At 57.1% G+C, this 16543-nt stretch carries 11 protein-coding genes; 6 read left to right on the plus strand and 5 right to left on the minus strand.

All coding sequences use genetic code 11. The features are described from left to right. Positions 1-102 precede the first annotated feature (102 nt). Complete coding sequence (locus ACFOOR_RS14150) at positions 103-948, plus strand: type 1 glutamine amidotransferase domain-containing protein (RefSeq protein ID WP_343163234.1); 846 nt, start codon at positions 103-105, stop codon at positions 946-948. Continuing rightward, positions 945-2771: an arylsulfatase gene (locus ACFOOR_RS14155; protein WP_343163235.1), complete on the plus strand. Its 1827-nt coding sequence runs from the start codon at positions 945-947 to the stop codon at positions 2769-2771. The genes ACFOOR_RS14150 and ACFOOR_RS14155 overlap by 4 nt, the downstream gene beginning before the upstream one ends. 86 nt (positions 2772-2857) lie before the next feature. Here the strand turns inward: ACFOOR_RS14155 and ACFOOR_RS14160 are convergent, their stop codons facing one another. The 3 genes from ACFOOR_RS14160 to ACFOOR_RS14170 are packed head-to-tail and all read right to left on the minus strand — an operon-like array spanning position 2858 to position 6892. After that, the gene (locus tag ACFOOR_RS14160) at positions 2858-3958 is read right to left on the minus strand and encodes an MBL fold metallo-hydrolase (protein WP_343163236.1); all 1101 of its coding nucleotides are present in this window, start codon (positions 3956-3958) and stop codon (positions 2858-2860) included. A 26-nt stretch (positions 3959-3984) separates the two neighbouring features. Next, positions 3985-5787: a flavin-containing monooxygenase gene (locus tag ACFOOR_RS14165; protein ID WP_343163237.1), complete on the minus strand. Its 1803-nt coding sequence runs from the start codon at positions 5785-5787 to the stop codon at positions 3985-3987. Positions 5788-5812: 25 nt separating this feature from the next. Then, complete coding sequence (locus tag ACFOOR_RS14170) at positions 5813-6892, minus strand: haloalkane dehalogenase (protein ID WP_343163238.1); 1080 nt, start codon at positions 6890-6892, stop codon at positions 5813-5815. A gap of 355 nt (positions 6893-7247) precedes the next feature. Here ACFOOR_RS14170 and ACFOOR_RS14175 point away from each other — a divergent pair, with 355 nt between their 5' ends. The 3 genes from ACFOOR_RS14175 to ACFOOR_RS14185 all read left to right on the plus strand — a co-directional run bounded on the left by ACFOOR_RS14175 (position 7248) and on the right by ACFOOR_RS14185 (position 13329). Further along, a complete protein-coding gene (locus ACFOOR_RS14175; protein WP_343163239.1) occupies positions 7248-8645 on the plus strand; it encodes an MFS transporter in 1398 nt (465 codons plus the stop codon). A 119-nt stretch (positions 8646-8764) separates the two neighbouring features. After that, entirely contained in the window at positions 8765-10504 is a 1740-nt protein-coding gene (locus ACFOOR_RS14180; protein ID WP_343163240.1) for a sulfatase, read from the plus strand. Between the two features lie 116 nt (positions 10505-10620). Beyond that, a complete protein-coding gene (locus tag ACFOOR_RS14185) occupies positions 10621-13329 on the plus strand; it encodes a TonB-dependent receptor (protein ID WP_343163241.1) in 2709 nt (902 codons plus the stop codon). Positions 13330-13449: 120 nt separating this feature from the next. Here the strand turns inward: ACFOOR_RS14185 and ACFOOR_RS14190 are convergent, their stop codons facing one another. Together ACFOOR_RS14190 and ACFOOR_RS14195 are read right to left on the minus strand one after the other, a co-directional pair. Next, entirely contained in the window at positions 13450-13851 is a 402-nt protein-coding gene (locus ACFOOR_RS14190) for a DUF4345 family protein (protein WP_343163242.1), read from the minus strand. Between the two features lie 62 nt (positions 13852-13913). After that, entirely contained in the window at positions 13914-14888 is a 975-nt protein-coding gene (locus ACFOOR_RS14195) for an NAD(P)H-dependent flavin oxidoreductase (protein ID WP_343163375.1), read from the minus strand. Positions 14889-15230: 342 nt separating this feature from the next. On the opposite strand from ACFOOR_RS14195, the gene ACFOOR_RS14200 reads away from it, so the two are divergent. Beyond that, positions 15231-16295 carry an alpha/beta fold hydrolase gene (locus ACFOOR_RS14200; RefSeq protein WP_343163243.1) on the plus strand — a complete coding sequence of 355 codons (1065 nt, stop codon included), beginning with the start codon at positions 15231-15233 and terminating at the stop codon, positions 16293-16295. Positions 16296-16543: the final 248 nt, after the last annotated feature.

Below are 16543 nucleotides of genomic sequence, written 5' to 3' on the forward strand. Positions count from 1 at the left end.
GAGGCGTTTCCGCGGTTTTTCCCGCCTGCTGACGTAGATGCAGAAATTGACTCGATTAATGTGTAGCATTAAACGGGAAAGGCAACCTCAGGAGATCAATTCGTGAAACGTTGGCTCGTCTATGGACTATTTGGTGTGTTGGCGCTCGTCGCCCTGGTTGGTTTCGGAGTGCCTCGCGCCCTGACTGCGGCGGGCCTTCATGCCCACTATGAAGTCCCGCCGATGGATCTCAGCGGGCGGCGCGCACTAATCATTACAACGAGTCATGCCACCCTCGATCCCAGCGGCGCGGCGACCGGTGTTTTCGCCTCGGAAATGACGGCTCCCTACTATGCCTTCCTGGATGCCGGCATGGAAGTTGATATTGCCAGCATTCGGGGCGGGGCTATTCCCATCGAACCTGCTTCTTTGCGTTGGCCGCTCATTTCGCCGCCGGATCGGCGCTTCCTCGATGACCCCCAATTCCTGTCCCGCGTTGAGCGCTCATTGGAAATCGAACTCGTTGATATCGAGGATTATGACATCGTGTTCCTGGCCGGAGGCTGGGGTGCAGCCTATGACTTCGCCCAGTCGGACGCGCTTGGCGATCAGATCAGCCGCGCTTATGCGGCTGGCGCGGTAGTCGGCGGCGTCTGCCATGGCCCTCTAGGTCTGTTGCCGGCACGGGCGCCGGATGGAACCCCGCTCGTTGAGGGGCGCCGCGTCACGGCTGTGACCGATAAGCAGGTTCAGGAACTGAATATCGAAATCACACCGAGACACCCCGAGCGCGACCTTCGCGCCGCAGGCGCACTTTTTGAGGCCGAGACAGCCTTTCGCGATTTCTTCGCCACCCACGTGGTGGTCGATGGCCGTATTGTTACCGGACAAAACCAGAATAGTGGCGCAGAAGCCGCTCACCGCATGATGGAAGTGGTCCTCACCGACAATCATGAGACTGCACCATGACGAAAGGCCTCTTTCGGCTGCTGCTGATCTTGCTGATGTGCTTTGCAACACCCGCGGGACTGGCACAGGAGAGCAGGCCGAATATCGTCGTGTTTCTGGTCGACGATGCGGCTTTGATGGATTTCGGTGTTTATGGCGGTGAGGCCCACACACCGAATATCGACGCGATCGCCGCGCGCGGAACACTGTTTACCCAGCACCGGGCAACGCCATTCTGCGCTCCCTCGCGCGCCATGTTGCTCACCGGCATGGATCATCATACGGCAGGCCTTGGCACAATCCGCGAAGTTCTGCCCACCGAGCATCGTGGCCAGCCTGGCTATACGATGGCTTTGGAACCTGGCGTCATTACTCTTGCAGAGCGCCTGCGCGGTGGCGGGTACCGGACTTACATGACGGGTAAGTGGCATCTCGGTCATGAGGAAGGCGATCTGCCCATCGACCAAGGATTTGACCGCTCCTTCCTGGTTGATGCCTCGGGCGCTGACAACTGGGAAGACCGCCCCTATCTGCCGTATTATCGCGAGGCTCCCTGGTTTGAGGGACGTGAGCCCGCCACCCTGCCGCAGGACTTTTATTCGTCCACGTTCATCGTCGATCAGATGATCGACTATCTCGAAACCGATCAGGCGTTGGACGAGCCTTTCTTTGCCTTTGTTTCCTTCCTGGCGATCCATATTCCGGTCCAGGCCCCTCGCGCGTTCACCGATAGATATGTCGAAACCTATTCGGTCGGCTGGGAGGTCATCCGCGAGGCCCGTTGGCAGCGCGCCCAGGAACTTGGGCTGATCCGGGAGGGGGCCCCCATGGCACCGCCCCCTGCGACCCTTGACGCCTGGGACTGGGACACGCTGAGCGAGGAAGAACGGGCTCTTGCGTCCCGTCGAATGGCCGTTAATGCCGGAATGCTGGAAGCGATGGACCATGAGATCGGCCGGCTGATTGATCATCTGCGCGAGACCGGCGTCTATGACAACACGATCTTCGTCGTGACCTCCGATAATGGCCCGGAAGCCGGTGATCCGATTAACGGTCCGGTGAGCAACTGGCTGCGTTGGACCGGTTATAATTGGGATCTGGAAACCCTCGGTGAGCGCGGCAGTTATGTCGCCATCGGTCCAGAGTGGGCGCAGGCAGCGTCCGGACCCTCAAGCTTTTTCAAATTTCATGCTGGCGAGGGCGGGTTGCGGGTCCCGTTGATCATGGCAGGGCCGCAAGTGCCGGACGAGGGACGGGTGGAGGCCTTCACGGTCATGGCCGATGTGGCCCCCACGCTTCTGGATCTGGCCGGAGTGGCCCACGAAGTGCCCGATACGCTGCCGATGACCGGGCGAAGCTTCCTTTCGCTCCTGACGGGAGAAACGGAAAGCATTTATGGCCCCGATGACGCGATTGGGTTGGAAACATCTGGACAGGCGGCCCTGTACCGCGGCCAGTACAAGCTGGTCCGCAACATGCCGCCCCATGGCGATGGCGTGTGGCGGCTGTATGATGTGTTTGCCGACCCCGGGGAGACCCGTGATCTTTCAGATACACATCCCCAACTGATGCGGGAAATGCGCCATGAATATCGCCTCTACGCCAATCGTGTGGGAGTGCTGGAACTTCCTGAAGGCTATCAGGTGGAGCAACAAATCGGTCTAAACATCATTGAGAGGATGCTCAGCTTCTATTGGGGCTGGCTTCTGTCAGGGCTGGTGATCATCGCCGCCGGTCTATGGGCCCTATGGCGATTCATTGGCTGGATTATCCGTCACCGCGGCGCGATCGTCTCGACCGAATGGCTGCGCTCGCTGTCTCGAACGGTCCGCAATCGGCCCTGAGCCAACTCGCTTCAGGCCGTCGACCTATCGAAACGAATGAGTCTGGCTCAAGCCTGGTCGCGCGGACCTCGCGGTCCGCGCGATCGCTAAAGCGGATTGGTATGAATGATCTCGTCGCTATTTGCGGGAAGCGATATGAGCATGCCGTCCTCGCCCACTGTAATCCGGCCGTCAAACAGGTTGCCGGACTCGCCAAGCCACATCCGGTTCAGGGCTCGCATCGGCAGGGGCGGCACGATGTGATAAAAAACCAGCTCTTCTGCCCCGGCTTCTGACGCGGCCCGCGCGGCGTCTTCAGGGGAGGCGTGATAGTCGAGGATGTCGTACAGGAGCGTTGCGGGCACATCGCGCCCAATCGTTTCCATTCGCTCGGCGAGGCGCTGAACCATATCTGGATCCAAGCCTTCGTGCAGCATCACGTCTACACCTTCTGAAGCTCGGACGAAGCCCGGATGATAGATGGTGTCACCACTCAGAGATACTGACCGTCCTCCATAATCAATTCGGTACCCGAACGCCGGCTCAACCGGTGAATGATCGACGCGGATAGCCCGGATCGTCACGCCAGCTTGCTCATAGACGATCTCGCTGACGGCAGGCCCGGCTGGAAGCTCCAGCTCGATCGGGCGGCCGCCATAGCCGTCCGGGTTGGCAGTGCCTGAATGGTGGGCGACCCGGTAATTGCGATCGAACGCATAAGCCGTATTGAATGCCTCGACAACGGTGGCAGTGCCGACCGGACCACGAACCGGTAAGGGTTCGGATCTGAAGGCGTTGTCTCCGATCCAGGCCATCACAAGAAGTTCGCCAAGGCCGTCAATGTGATCAGAGTGAAGGTGAGTCAGGAAAGCGCTTTCGAGCGCCCCCATCGGGAAGCCCATCCGCCCCAGCTTACGAATTCCCCCTGAGCCGGCATCGAAAACGAAAGCCTGGTCGCCGGCAACGACGCCAACGCAGCTGGCGGCGCGTCGATCGTCAGCGATCGGTGACCCGGTGCCGCAAAGATAAACATGCAGTCCATCGGAAAGTTCAGCCAAGGGGTCAGCCGTCATGCGGCTCTCCATGGCAGCGTCGAAGACGCGCGACATAATAGGAACCTGAAACACGCGAAACCCGATTATCGCGATCAATATAAGCACGACGGCCGCGATCAGGCCTCTAGTCCACCAGTTCGTGAGCAAGCTCATCTCGTTTCTCCTCAAGCGGTCCCGGCCTATTCCCGATTTCTGAATACCAAGCCTTCAAAATTGCCGGCGTCCCGCCAATTTTTGATGTGGGAGAAAAACCCTCCAGCCCCGCCCGGATGCCCCTGGGCCGACTTGAACTTTTTATCCCAGCCCTGGCCCTCATTATTCCAGAAGCCCGGGGTGCAGTCCGGTGAGCTAATCATGGAGCCGGTATTTGTCAGGATGAGTTCAACCCATGCCGCTTCAGCTTCAGCCGACGGCTCGACCTCCGCAAACGCGTTAGCTTCAGCGTGAGACACAATTTGAGCAATTGTCGCTGCGTGGTCGACAATATTGTGTGTAATATTCGAGGCTATGTTCGCAGCTTGATGCATTTGCACCATGAAGGCATTTGGAAAACCACGCATTTGTAGCCCATGAAATGTGCGCAGCCCGTCTTCCCAATGCTCGGACAGCATCTCCCCGCCGCGGCCTTTGAGATCAAAACCGGACTTTAGCTGAAAATTGGCTCCGAATTCGAAGCCGGATGCAAAGACAATACAATCGACTTCGTAGTGCTTGCCATTTGCAATAATACCGGTCTCATCAACGGCTTCCACACCCTTACCGTCGGTGTCGACAAGAGTTGTGTTCGGCAGATTGAACGCGGGGAGATATTCATTGCTAAAACATGGGCGTTTGCAAAGCTGTCCATACCAGGCTTTCAACTTCTCCGCGGTTTCCTTGTCTTCGACGACGGATTCCACGCGAGCGCGGATCTGCTCCATCTTTTCTAGATCTGCGTCTTCAAATGCCGCCTTCATGCCCTCCGGGTTCAGCTGCTCTGGAGGCAGGGCGAACACTTTCTCCCGGATGCGACGCGCAATCGCTGTCCAGCCATCGTCGATGAGATCCTCGCTGGGGATGCCGCGCCCCTGGTTCTCGACGAAATTGTCCAGCCATCGCTTCTGCCAGCCCGGTGTTGCGATTTCGGCAAACCACTCTGGATCAATGGGATGATTGACACGCTCGTCAACCGAGGACGGAGTGCGCTGAAAGACGAAGAGTTTGCGCGCCGAGCGCGCAAGTTCGGGGACGCATTGAACAGCGGTCGCACCGGTGCCGATGATGGCGACCCTCTTGTCGCCCAGCTTGTCGAGCGGTGCCCCGTCCTTGTTGCCTCCGGTATAGCTATAATCCCAGCGGCTGGTGTGGAATGACTTGCCCTTGAAGGTCTCAATGCCGGGAATGCCGGGGAGCTTGGCCACATGCAGCGGCCCTGTTCCCATGCCGATATAGTTGGCCGTGAAATCGTCGCCGCGCGTTGTGGTGATACGCCAAACCTTGCTGCCTTCCTGCCATTCAAGTGAGGTCACTTCGGTGTGGAACAGCGCCTTGTCTCGCAGATTATACTGGTCGGCGATGCGTTCGCAGTGGGCGAGGATTTCCGATCCTTTGACGTATCTTTCGCTTGGCATATAGCCGGTTTCTTCCAGCAGCGGCAGATAGATCATGGCCGCTGTGTCACAGCGCAGGCCTGGATATCGGTTCCAGTACCAGGTGCCACCGACATCGCCGCCCTTGTCGATCAACCGGACATCCTCGATGCCAGCTTCCTTCAGTCGCGCGCCAACCACGAGACCTGAAAATCCTGCGCCCACAAAGGCGAAAGTCACATGGTCTTTCACCGGGTCGCGTGGCTTGAGCGGTGTATAGGGGTCTGCCGCCAGATCATCGAACTTGTCTTCAAGTCGCTGATACTGAGCATTGCCGTCGGAGCGTAAGCGCTTGGCGCGCTCCACGGCGTATTTATTCTTGATCGCGTCTTTGTTGAGAGTAGCTGTGTTCATAGGGCAGCCTCTTGGTGTCTTCGACTCACTGATTCGGCGCGGGTGTGGCGCGAATAAAGTTGATAATAGTTTGCGAGATTTCTTCCGGAGCGTTCTCCTGGACAAAATGCCCGCCGCCAGAAATGGTTTTGTGTGGCTGACCCTGTGCGCCGGGGACGCGTTTGCGGAATTCGGCTTCCTGACCGCCGGTAATCGGATCGTCATCAGAGAAAGCGCAGAGGAACGGCTTCTCGAAAGCGTCAAAGAAGGCCCAAGCCTTCAACTGGGCTTCTGTTGACGGGTCGCCTGGCAGAAGAGGCACGTGCGTCGGCATCGCGCGGGCGCCCATCTTGTAGCTCTTATCGGGGTAGGGGGCTTCATATGCTTTTACGACGGGCGATCGGGCGATCTTGCCTAGCCCGAGCTTGCTCAGGACCACGTTGATGGCCATGGACCGTCGAGAGTCATGGCTCGTACCCGCGTACATTATCAGCCCGATTGGAAGGTTTTCCGTTTCCCAGCTGAACTTCTGCCAGGTGGCAAATTTGAGGACCTTGCTCTCTCCCGCCATCCCCTGGAGTGATCGCCCCATCTGCTGGAGCGTTGGCGTGCGCGGGTCAGCTTTGAGCGCCTCGACCGCGCGCAATTCCTTTTCGGACACATCTCTGGGATAGGCCAGCCCAGTATTGGATATGACAACCCGGTCAAATCTGTCGGGCTGATCGGCCACGACACGCAATCCGATCATGCCGCCCCAGTCCTGCCCGAAGAATGTCAGTTCGGTGAAGTCATTCGCAGCAAGCCAGTCATTCATCCAGTCGACTTGGCTTTGATAGGTATAGTCTTCGAGCGAGGCTGGCTTATCGGACTTGCCAAAACCGGGCAGGTCCGGCGCTATCACCCGAATGCCGGCGGCCGTCAGCACGGGTATCATCTTGCGATACACATAGCTCCAGGCGGGTTCCCCGTGGAGGCACAGAACCGCCGGACCGTCCTTTGGCCCTTCGTCGATGTGATGAATCCGCAGTTCTGCCCCATCTTGCGTCCGTATCGATGTGTAGTGAGGGGCAAACGGATAGTTTTCGAGGTTTTCGAAACAGGTATCCGGCGTGCGAAGAATCTTCATTTGATAGGGTCATCGTTAGCAATTTAATGGAAGGCATTACTACTCTGGCTTGGATACGAACGCAAGCCCGGCGCCGGTCCGCGCCTTCTTGATTGCCCACCGCTTTCGGGGTGTACGACGGAGAGCGACGCGCGAACGAGTTGCGCCTTGCCCTTGAACGCTTGTTGCTTCGGCTCCCGTCATAATGATATACATTAAATCGGAAATTGGCTTTTAGAAGCGACGCCAAAGCGTGCCCCGAGCCATGCTCACCGCGCGCCAAGGGGGACGAATGGCAGAGAGTGAGAATTCAGAAGTGTCAAACGCTACAGCGGCCTTCGAAGCAGACGCTGGTAAGCACTCACCTGGCATTTTGATGAAGCTCGCCTTCGGAGTCGGCGCGGTCGCCTCAGGCGTTAAGACCAGTGCTTTCGACTATTTTCTGCTGCTGTTTTACAGCCAGGTCGTGGGTTTGGACGCGCGGCTGGTCGGTTTTGCAATCCTTGTTGCGCTTGTGTTTGATGCGATAAGCGATCCGCTCGTTGGCTACTGGTCGGATAATCTTCGCTCGCGCTGGGGACGCCGGCATCCTTTCATGTACATTTCGGCAATCCCGGTGGCGCTGAGCTTCTTCCTGTTGTGGAACCCGCCCGCAGACGCTTCTCAACATGTCCTCTTCTGGTATTTGCTGGTGCTGGCCGTAACGATACGCACAGCGATCACCTTCTTTGAGACCCCAAGCAGCGCGCTCGTTCCGGAACTGACTAAAGACTATGACGAGCGGACATCGCTTTTCAGCTTACGCGTATTCTTCGGCTGGTTTGGGGGAAACGTCATGTCGGTCATGATGTTCTTCCTGCTCTTTCCATTGCTGGCCTCCGAAGCCTTTCCCGATGGCCGGTTCAATCCCGACGCCTACCAGGTTTATGGCATTGTCGGATCGCTCGTGATCTTCGTTGCAATACTCGTATGCGCGCTCGGGACCCATTCAAACATCGCCCATCTCGAACCCGCGCCGCCGGCTCGGCAAATGACTTTGAAGCGCATCTTCGGTGAGATTTTCGAGACGTTGTCGGAGCGGTCGTTCGTCGCGTTGTTTGCCAGCGCGCTGCTGGGGGCCGTGGCATCCGGCGTTGCGGCGAGCCTGTCCTACTATTTCCTGACCTATTTCTGGAGTTTCAGCGAGATCCAGACCGGGGTCATTCTCCTGGGGACCTTTGTCGCGGCGGGAATCGGGCTTGTGCTGGCGCCGATTGTCTCGCGGACAATTGGCAAGAAGCGCGGCGCCATGATCGTCGGGCTCATCGCCTTCGTCGGGTCGCCCATGCCGATCGTGCTACGCCTTATTGGCGTCTTGCCCGAAAATGGAGAACCCTTCGTGTTCTGGTTTGTCCTGATCACGAATATTGTCGATATCGGACTGATCATCTGCTTCCAGATTCTGTTCTTCTCGATGGTGGCAGATCTTGTCGAACAGAGCGAGGTCAAAACCGGGCGGCGCTCCGAAGGCGTGTTCACCGCAACGGTCACCTTTATTCGCAAGTCGGTCCAGGGCCTCGGGGTTCTTACCGCGTCCTTCGTGCTGGCGCTCGCGGCGTTCCCGGTGGGCGGCGATACGTCTGATGTATCAGAGACTGCCATCTGGCGACTGGGCGCACTTTATGTGCCAACAGTCCTGATCCTCTGGCTTGCCATGATCGCCGCGATTTCAGCGTATAAAATCGATCGAACCTCGCATGAAATTAATCTGGAAAAGCTGAGAACGAGACCCTAGGACTTCAAACAAGTAATGTTGCCACCATGTCATGAGCCCTTTCAAGAAAAAATAAATATATCTTTTGGGTGATTGGATAGGCGGGTCGCGGAGACCCGTAGTGCAACAGGGAGGAACAGATGAGTACGCTATTGCAGCTCCGCACCGCGGCGCTTCGACTGTTATCGCCCATCTGGGTCCGCGCCTTGTTGGCGGTTATTTTTTTGCTGGTCGTGGCGGTGGCGGCAGCCTGGATGAACCGCGCCAATATCATTCTTTATCTGGCGTCTGGTACGGACCAGTTAGACGTTACTGAGTATCAGCCGGTTGAGTGGATGCGGGGGCCGGAACAGGCATCTGCCCGACGCCCGGACTCGCCGCCGAATATAGTCTTCATCCTGGCCGACGATCTTGGACTGAATGACATTTCGACTTTTGGGGGCGGTGTCGCGGGGGGGCGCGTGCCCACACCGAATATCGACCGGCTGGCGGCCCAGGGGGCAATCTTTACGAACGCCTACGCGGGAGCGGCAACATGTGCGCCGTCGCGTGCGATGCTGCTCACCGGGCGGTACGCGACGCGGACCGGTTTTGAATTCACGCCGGCACCAACCGGGATGGGCCGGATTCTTTCAATTCTCGATGACGGTGGTCTTGAAGTCAGCGGCTTGCCTGGCCTGGTTTGGAATGAGGCGTTTGACGAAACCGGTTTGTCTTATGGCGAAATGGGGCTTCCTCCCGAGGAGGTGACCATTGCCGAAATCCTTAACCAGGCGGACTATCACAGTGTGCATATCGGTAAATGGCATTTGGGCCGTGGCACCGAAATGCGGGCCGTATCGCAAGGATTTGATGAAAGCCTTCTGATGGCCAGCGGGCTGTACCTGCCCGAAGACAGCCCTGATGTCGTTAATGCCCGGCTTCACGACGATATTTTTGACCGATTTCTGTGGTCAAGAATGCAGTTTGCGGCTGATTACGACAGAGCCGGCGAAGTCCCGGTGGACGAAGCTTTTGAGCCGTCCAGATACATTACCGACTATTACACTGATGCGGCCGTCGAAGTTATCGAAGCCAATCGCAACCGTCCCTTCTTCCTGTATCTGGCGCATTGGGGACTCCACAATCCCCTACAGGCAACGCGCGAGGATTACGAAGCTGTCGGTGATATCGAGCCGCATCGACTGCGCGTGTATGCTGCCATGGTCCGATCGATCGATCGTTCCGTTGGGCGTGTGATGGACGCCCTTGAAGAGCAAGGTATCGCTGACAATACAATTCTGGTTTTCACCTCTGACAATGGCGGGGCGAGCTATATCGGACTGCCTGAAGTGAATGCGCCTTACCGTGGATGGAAAACAACTCTGTTCGAGGGCGGTATCCGGGTCCCCATGTTTGTGCGCTGGCCAAACCGGATCGCACCGGGCCGGGTGGTTGATGAGCCCGTTGCGTTCATCGATCTGATGCCAAGCTTTGCGGCGGCTGCGGGTGTCGCGCTTCCGGGCGATATTGAAATCGACGGGCAGGATATTTTGCCGCTGGCGCTTGGTGAGGCCGATTCGGTTTCACGTCCTGATGATGCGATCTATTGGTCCAGCGGATTCTATCGCGCCGTTCGGGCTGGGGACTGGAAGTTGCAGGTCAATGAGCGGCAAGGACGGCAATGGCTGTTCAACCTCGCTGAGGACCCGACAGAGTCCACCAATCTTGCCGAGAGCCGACCGGAAGTGGTGGCGCGGCTGAGGGGTTTGATCGACGCGCATTGGTCGCAGGCCAGAGATCCGCTCTACCCCCATGCGATTGAGTGGCCTGTCCTGGTGGACAAGACGACCTTTGAGCCCATCGACGAAGGCGACGAGTATGTGATCTGGGCGAATTGAGCTGGCCCGTTGCGTCGGACGGGCCTGCGCTGAGCCACACCCGACAGATCGCGCTCTAATCGTAGCCTGTCCTTTTTCAGCCTTTAAGAGAATGGATTTGCGAGGGCTTGTATTTAATGGGCCGCATTAGTAATGTCCTTCATTATAAGCCGGTAAAACTGGCACAAGGCTATCACGCGGTGGCCGAAGGGGAGGACTTCATGGCGCGCAATAAGAAGCAGAATTTTCGGTCTCACTTGATGTCAGAAGCACTCTTGGGTGCCTGTCTGGCCGTTCCGCTCCTCAGCGGTGGTGCGATAGCCCAGGAGACTGACGAAGAGGTTACGCGGACACGCGACGTCATTACGGTGTCGGCGACCAAGCGGGAACAAACCCTCCAGGAGACGCCCGTGGCGGTGTCCGTGATCGGTGCGGAAACCATTGAACGTGCCGAGATCCAGGATCTCAGCGATCTGGCAACACTGGTGCCTTCCCTGCGGGTGGCGCAGGGCAGCACGGCGGGCAACACCAACTATTACATCCGCGGTTTCGGTAACGGGTCGAACGCGATTGGTGTCGAGCCATCGGTCGCCGTCTTTGTTGATGGCGTTTACCGTTCGCGCTCGTCGGCAAGCGTTTCGGACCTGCCAAACCTGGAGCGTGTCGAAGTCCTTCGAGGGCCTCAGACCACGCTCTTCGGTAAGAACGCGTCAGCCGGTGTCATTTCCTTGATTACGCGGCGGCCGCAGTTCGAAACCATGGGCAATATCGAGGTCAGTGTCGGCAATTATGACTCCCGGCGCCTGGCGGCAGATATCACCGGTCCGCTCACTGAAAATCTGGCATACAGCCTTTCAGGCAGTCTCAACCAACGTGGCGGCTACGCTGAAGATCTTGGGACCGGAGAAGACTATAATCAACGCAACCGCTGGGGCGTTCGCGGCGACCTTCTTTTCCTCGCAAATAATGATCTGGAATTCAGGCTCATTGCCGACTATGACGAAATTGATGAGATCTGCTGTATCGGCACAAACCTTGTGAACGGTCCAGTTGGTGGGGTCGTGATGGCTTTGGGGGGGCAATTTGTTCCCGAAGACCCGTTTTCCTACCAGACCTATTCAAGCTTTGCCCCGACCAATGAGATCGTGAATTCAGGCATATCTTTACAGGCTGATTACGATCTGGGCTTTGCAACGCTCACCAGCATCAGCGCCCGCCGGCGCAATGAAAGTACAACAAACTTCGATCCAGATTTTTCAAGCCTCGATATTTTCGGGCAAAATCTTGAATCGTTTGACATCGAAACCTTTACCCACGAATTGCGACTCACATCGAATGAGAATGACAGCCGCTTGGCCTGGCTGTTGGGTTTCTACTATTTCGATGAATCCGTTGCTGTCGAAAATGCCCTGACTTTTGGTCAAGACTGGCGTCCGCTGGTGTCCGCTCTCGCTGGTGGCCCAACAGTATTAACTTCTCTGGAAAGTCTTGTTGGCGTTCCCCAGGGCACGTTTGCAGCGGCCGGCCAGGGGACGAATGAGGACATGTTTCAGGATAATACTGCCTGGAATGTATTCGGTACCGTTGACTTCAATGTCACAGAGCGCCTGACGGCAACCTTTGGCCTAAACTACACCGAGGATAACAAGGATGTCAGGATCAATATCGAAAATACCGACGCGCTGTCCGCGCTGAACATCGACCAGCTCGGCTATACAGCCACGCTCGCTCAACTTCTTGCACGGCAGGGCGTCAATATCGCCGACCCCAGGTCGGTCGGTCCATTCATACAGATGAATCCAGCGTTGTACCGGCAACTGCAGCAGTCGGCGCTCGATATTGCTCAAAGCGACAACAATCCACTTAGTGCGTTGCGTGGCGTACAAATTCTCCCACCTGTTCTCGGATTTCCGAACGCAGTGGAGACCGGTGAGTCCAATGACAGCAACACCAGCGTGAGCTTCCGGCTGGTCTATGATGTGTCGGACAATATCAACGTCTATGCGTCCTATGCCACCGGCTTCAAGCCGACATCGTGGAATCTTTCGCGCCAGACCCGCCCATTTGCGTCCGACTTCACAACCGGCAACACGATCATTGACCCGGTGACCCGGCAGCCTGTTTTCATTCCGCCGTCATCACCGATCAACGACGCGGGTTTGAACATTACGAATCTTCGGTCCGGGACGCGATATGCTGCACCTGAGGAGTCACAGGTGTATGAGCTCGGGATCAGGGGCGACTTTGATACCGTCCAGTTCAGCCTGACCTTCTTCGACCAGTCGATTGAGAATTTTCAGACGATCGTTTGGACGGGCGACGGTTTCGCTTTTGCAAATGCAGAAGAGCAATCGTCTACAGGGTTGGAGATCGATCTGACATGGCAGCCGATTGACCCGCTGACATTGACCTTCGCGGGAACCTTCATGGATTCAGTCTATGACACCTTCACCAATTTTGGTGATGGGGTTGATGTATCCGGCCAAACACCGGTCGGTGTGGCGGATACGCAATGGTCTATCTCGGGCAATTATAATTTCCTCGTCGCACGGATGCCCGCCTTTGTGCGTGCGGATTGGCAATATGTGGGTAGTTCTCCCTTCTTCAATGACCCAGACGAGGTCGCTCTGATGGACGGTTCTGGCTATACGAGGGAGCAGAGTATCGTTAACGCCTCGGCTGGCTTGATGACCCCTGCCGGTATCGGGATTTCCGTATGGGGCCGCAATTTGTTCGACGATGAATCGATTGTCGGGGCCTTCCCGACTTTGGCTCAAGAAGGGTCGATTTCCGGCTTCCCGAACCAGCCCAGAACCTATGGGGTGACGGTTCGCAGGACCTTTTAGATCTTATCCACGCCGGGGCGTGTCCAGCCTCGGCTTTGTCACGGCCCAAAAATCAAAACTCCCAGACGGGTTACCGTCTGGGAGTTTCTGTTTTGACGGTTCGATGAAGAACCGGTCTGCTCAGGCGTTTTGCTTCAAAGGCCGGATTGGCAGGAAGGCACCGAGCGCGAGGAGCGAGGCGGCGACCACTTCCATGCCGGTTTGCACCATCCCGGCTGTATCCAGCTCCCCAGCGGCGATTGAGGTGATGCGCGCGATGACCATCACGGCCTCGATGGCAGCCAAAGGAACGAGCCAGCCCGGATGAATGCGGATCGCCGCATAGATGCCAACCAATCCCATGGCGAGGTAGTGCGCACCGATCAGGGCGCGAACCGAGGCAAGACCTTCGGGCGCTTGAGGCAGAAGGGACACGGCTTCGGCCAATCGCTCGGGCTGCATAAAGCCAATGGCTCCTATGAATACAAAACCGACCGAGATGAGGATAATCACGATCCGGATAACAGTTGCAGCAATTGTCATGGTTTCATCCTGTCTATTATGACAATAATTCGTTGGGGGTTGTTTGTGTGCCCTGGCATTTATCAGCTGGCGTCAGCGTAGCGCGCCAGTCTGCCGCGGATAATGTCTTCGGCGTCGGCAATGAGGGACCGCACAAGCTCCGCGCAGGTGGGAATATCGTCGACAAAGGCCCCGGACATGCCGGCCGTGACCATCCCGGCCTCGATATCACCGGTGAACCAGGCCTTTTCCTGATTGGTACCTGAGACGTATGCGTGGACGTCCTCAAACTTCCCGCCTGCCGCTTCGATTTCCGCGACCTTTTGTGAGACCGAGTTTCGATAGACACGGGCGGTGTTGCGGAAGCTTCGGAAGATGATCTGAGTTTGAGTCTCGTTCATCTCGACGATTTTCTGCTTGATATTGTGATGAATGGGGGCCTCCTGGGTCGCCATGAAGCGTGTTCCCATATTGATCCCGTCGCAGCCGAGCGCCAAAGCGGCCACGAGGCCCTGGCCGTCGGCTATGCCGCCAGACGCGACCACGGGAACCTTGAGCGCGCGGGCTGCAGCGGGAAACAGGACCAGACCTGGAATGTCTTCTTCCCCGGGATGCCCGGCACATTCAAATCCATCAATGCTGATCACATCCACCCCAAGCCGCTCCGCAGCCAAGGCATGGCGTACGGTCGTGCACTTGTGAATGACTTTGATCCCGGCTGCTTTCAGCCGTTCCATGAAAGGCTCAGGACTGCGGCCGGCGGTTTCAACAATGGTCACGCCGCTATTGACGATCACATCGACGTATTGGTCATAGTTGATCGGGCTCGCAACAACACCAACCGTCAAATTCACCCCAAAAGGCCTGTCGGTCATCTGCTGGCATCGGGCAATCTCTGCTTCCAGCCCTTCAGCGGTTTTCTGAGTAAGGGCCGTCATGACACCCAGCGCCCCCGCATTTGAAACCGCTGCCGCCAGATCTGCGGTACCCACACGCATCATGCCACCACAAATAATCGGGGCATCAATTCCCAGGAGTTCTGTGAGTCGTGTCCTCAAGGTGTCCCTGCCAGGCAAACAGCCAACGCCAAATATCAGAATAATGAAGCGCATTAAATCTGATCTTCGTTCAGCATGTCAATCAGCCGTGCGTGCGCAGCGACCCGGACTGGATACAGCGATCAGAAGGCACGTGGGGCTGTGTACCCGCTCTTTTGTGCGGGCCTGAACGATGGATGGGAAACCGCAGATTTTAACGCGAACACGCCGGCTGACGACGAATGTCAAACAGATCTCAAAGGCCACAGCATCGCGAAATTAATGGATACCATTGATGTTGGCTGTGTTGTGTGACAAAGCTGACGAGCTGCTTTTCTTCAAGCTCACGCCCAAGGGGTCGCCATGTTGAAGATCGTTCTAATTGTAATGGGAATCATGGTGTTAGCGGGAGCGATCATGGCTTTTGCGCTGACCCGTGATGGCAAGCTCGTGACGCCTGAAGGCACAGGTACAGTGACCACCGCATCTGGAACCTTTGAAGCCTTTCCTCTGCCTGACTATGCAGCCGAGTTTATAACGGACGACTATCTGAGTTACCTGATCGAGGTGGAGCCCGGCATCAAGATTCATGTCCTTGAAGTCGGGACCGGCCGGCCTGTGTATCTGCAACACGGCAATCCGACGTCCGGATTTCTATGGCGGCGGGTCGTGGAGCATTTGCCCACTGATCGCTACCGAGTGATTATGCCAACCATGGTTGGGCTTGGATTTTCCAGCAAAGTCCCGGCAAGCCAGCACACTGCGGAAAACCAGATCAACTGGATGCATGCCGCGCTGGAGCAGCTCGATCTGGAGGACGTTGTCTATGTTGGTCAGGATTGGGGTGGGATCGTGGGCATGGGTATCTTCACCCGCTCGCCGGACCTCTTGTCCGGAGCGGTTATGCTCAATACCGGCATTCATGCCCCGACCCAGAGCGGAAGCCTTTCGGCAGCGCACGATCTAGCCAGGACACCCATTGTCGGCGAACTCATGCTGGAGGTCATCGTGTCGATCTTTGACCGGTTGAGCGAAGCGCAGGGAGACCCTGCCTCCATGCCGCAGGAAGTCGCTGACCTCTACGGACGCCCCCTGCGCGAAAGCGGCAATCGAAAAGCTCCGCTGGCGCTGATGCGAGCCGTGCCGACCGGGCCAGAGCATCCCACAGCGGCTCAATTGCGCATGATCGAGGATTATATCGAGACGATCGATATCCCGGTCGAGATTGTCTGGGGCATGAATGACCCGATCCTGACCCGCCTCCTTCCCAATATGGAGGCGATTTTCCCAAACGCCCCGGTCACGCGGACGCAGGGCGGCCATTTCCTTCAAGAAGAAGTGCCTGAGGAAATTGCGGCGGCCATTATCCGTGTCGTAGAGCAAGTCGATGGTGATGACTCCGCTTCGGCCGCTGCAACCGGCGAATAACAAGATTGGCGGTCTTGTCAGAGGAAACCAGCCGTTTTCGGGTTTGGCTCAAGGCTATTGACCTGCTTCCCGTTTTCTCGGCCCGGATCAGGGGGCTGGGTGACAAACACTTCAGATCCGTCGCCAGACCACTTGAAAAACACGCCGAAAACCATCTCAACCTCTTCAAACTCGCCGCCATTCAAGTCTGGCTACGAAATTATGAGTCGGTATAGTGGGCAGAGTGAGCGCTGCGTTTGCGGTGAGAT

Origin of the sequence: Hyphobacterium vulgare (genome assembly GCF_042643335.1) — a bacterium.
Taxonomy (GTDB): domain Bacteria; phylum Pseudomonadota; class Alphaproteobacteria; order Caulobacterales; family Maricaulaceae; genus Hyphobacterium; species Hyphobacterium vulgare.

Coding starts and splice junctions, on each gene's coding strand:
- ACFOOR_RS14155 (WP_343163235.1), top strand. CDS start 945: ATGACGAAAGGCCTCTTTCGGCTGCTGCTGATCTTGCTGATGTGCTTT.
- ACFOOR_RS14160 (WP_343163236.1), bottom strand. CDS start 3,958: ATGAGCTTGCTCACGAACTGGTGGACTAGAGGCCTGATCGCGGCCGTC.
- ACFOOR_RS14165 (WP_343163237.1), bottom strand. CDS start 5,787: ATGAACACAGCTACTCTCAACAAAGACGCGATCAAGAATAAATACGCC.
- ACFOOR_RS14170 (WP_343163238.1), bottom strand. CDS start 6,892: ATGAAGATTCTTCGCACGCCGGATACCTGTTTCGAAAACCTCGAAAAC.
- ACFOOR_RS14175 (WP_343163239.1), top strand. CDS start 7,248: ATGAAGCTCGCCTTCGGAGTCGGCGCGGTCGCCTCAGGCGTTAAGACC.
- ACFOOR_RS14180 (WP_343163240.1), top strand. CDS start 8,765: ATGAGTACGCTATTGCAGCTCCGCACCGCGGCGCTTCGACTGTTATCG.
- ACFOOR_RS14185 (WP_343163241.1), top strand. CDS start 10,621: ATGGGCCGCATTAGTAATGTCCTTCATTATAAGCCGGTAAAACTGGCA.
- ACFOOR_RS14190 (WP_343163242.1), bottom strand. CDS start 13,851: ATGACAATTGCTGCAACTGTTATCCGGATCGTGATTATCCTCATCTCG.
- ACFOOR_RS14200 (WP_343163243.1), top strand. CDS start 15,231: ATGTTGAAGATCGTTCTAATTGTAATGGGAATCATGGTGTTAGCGGGA.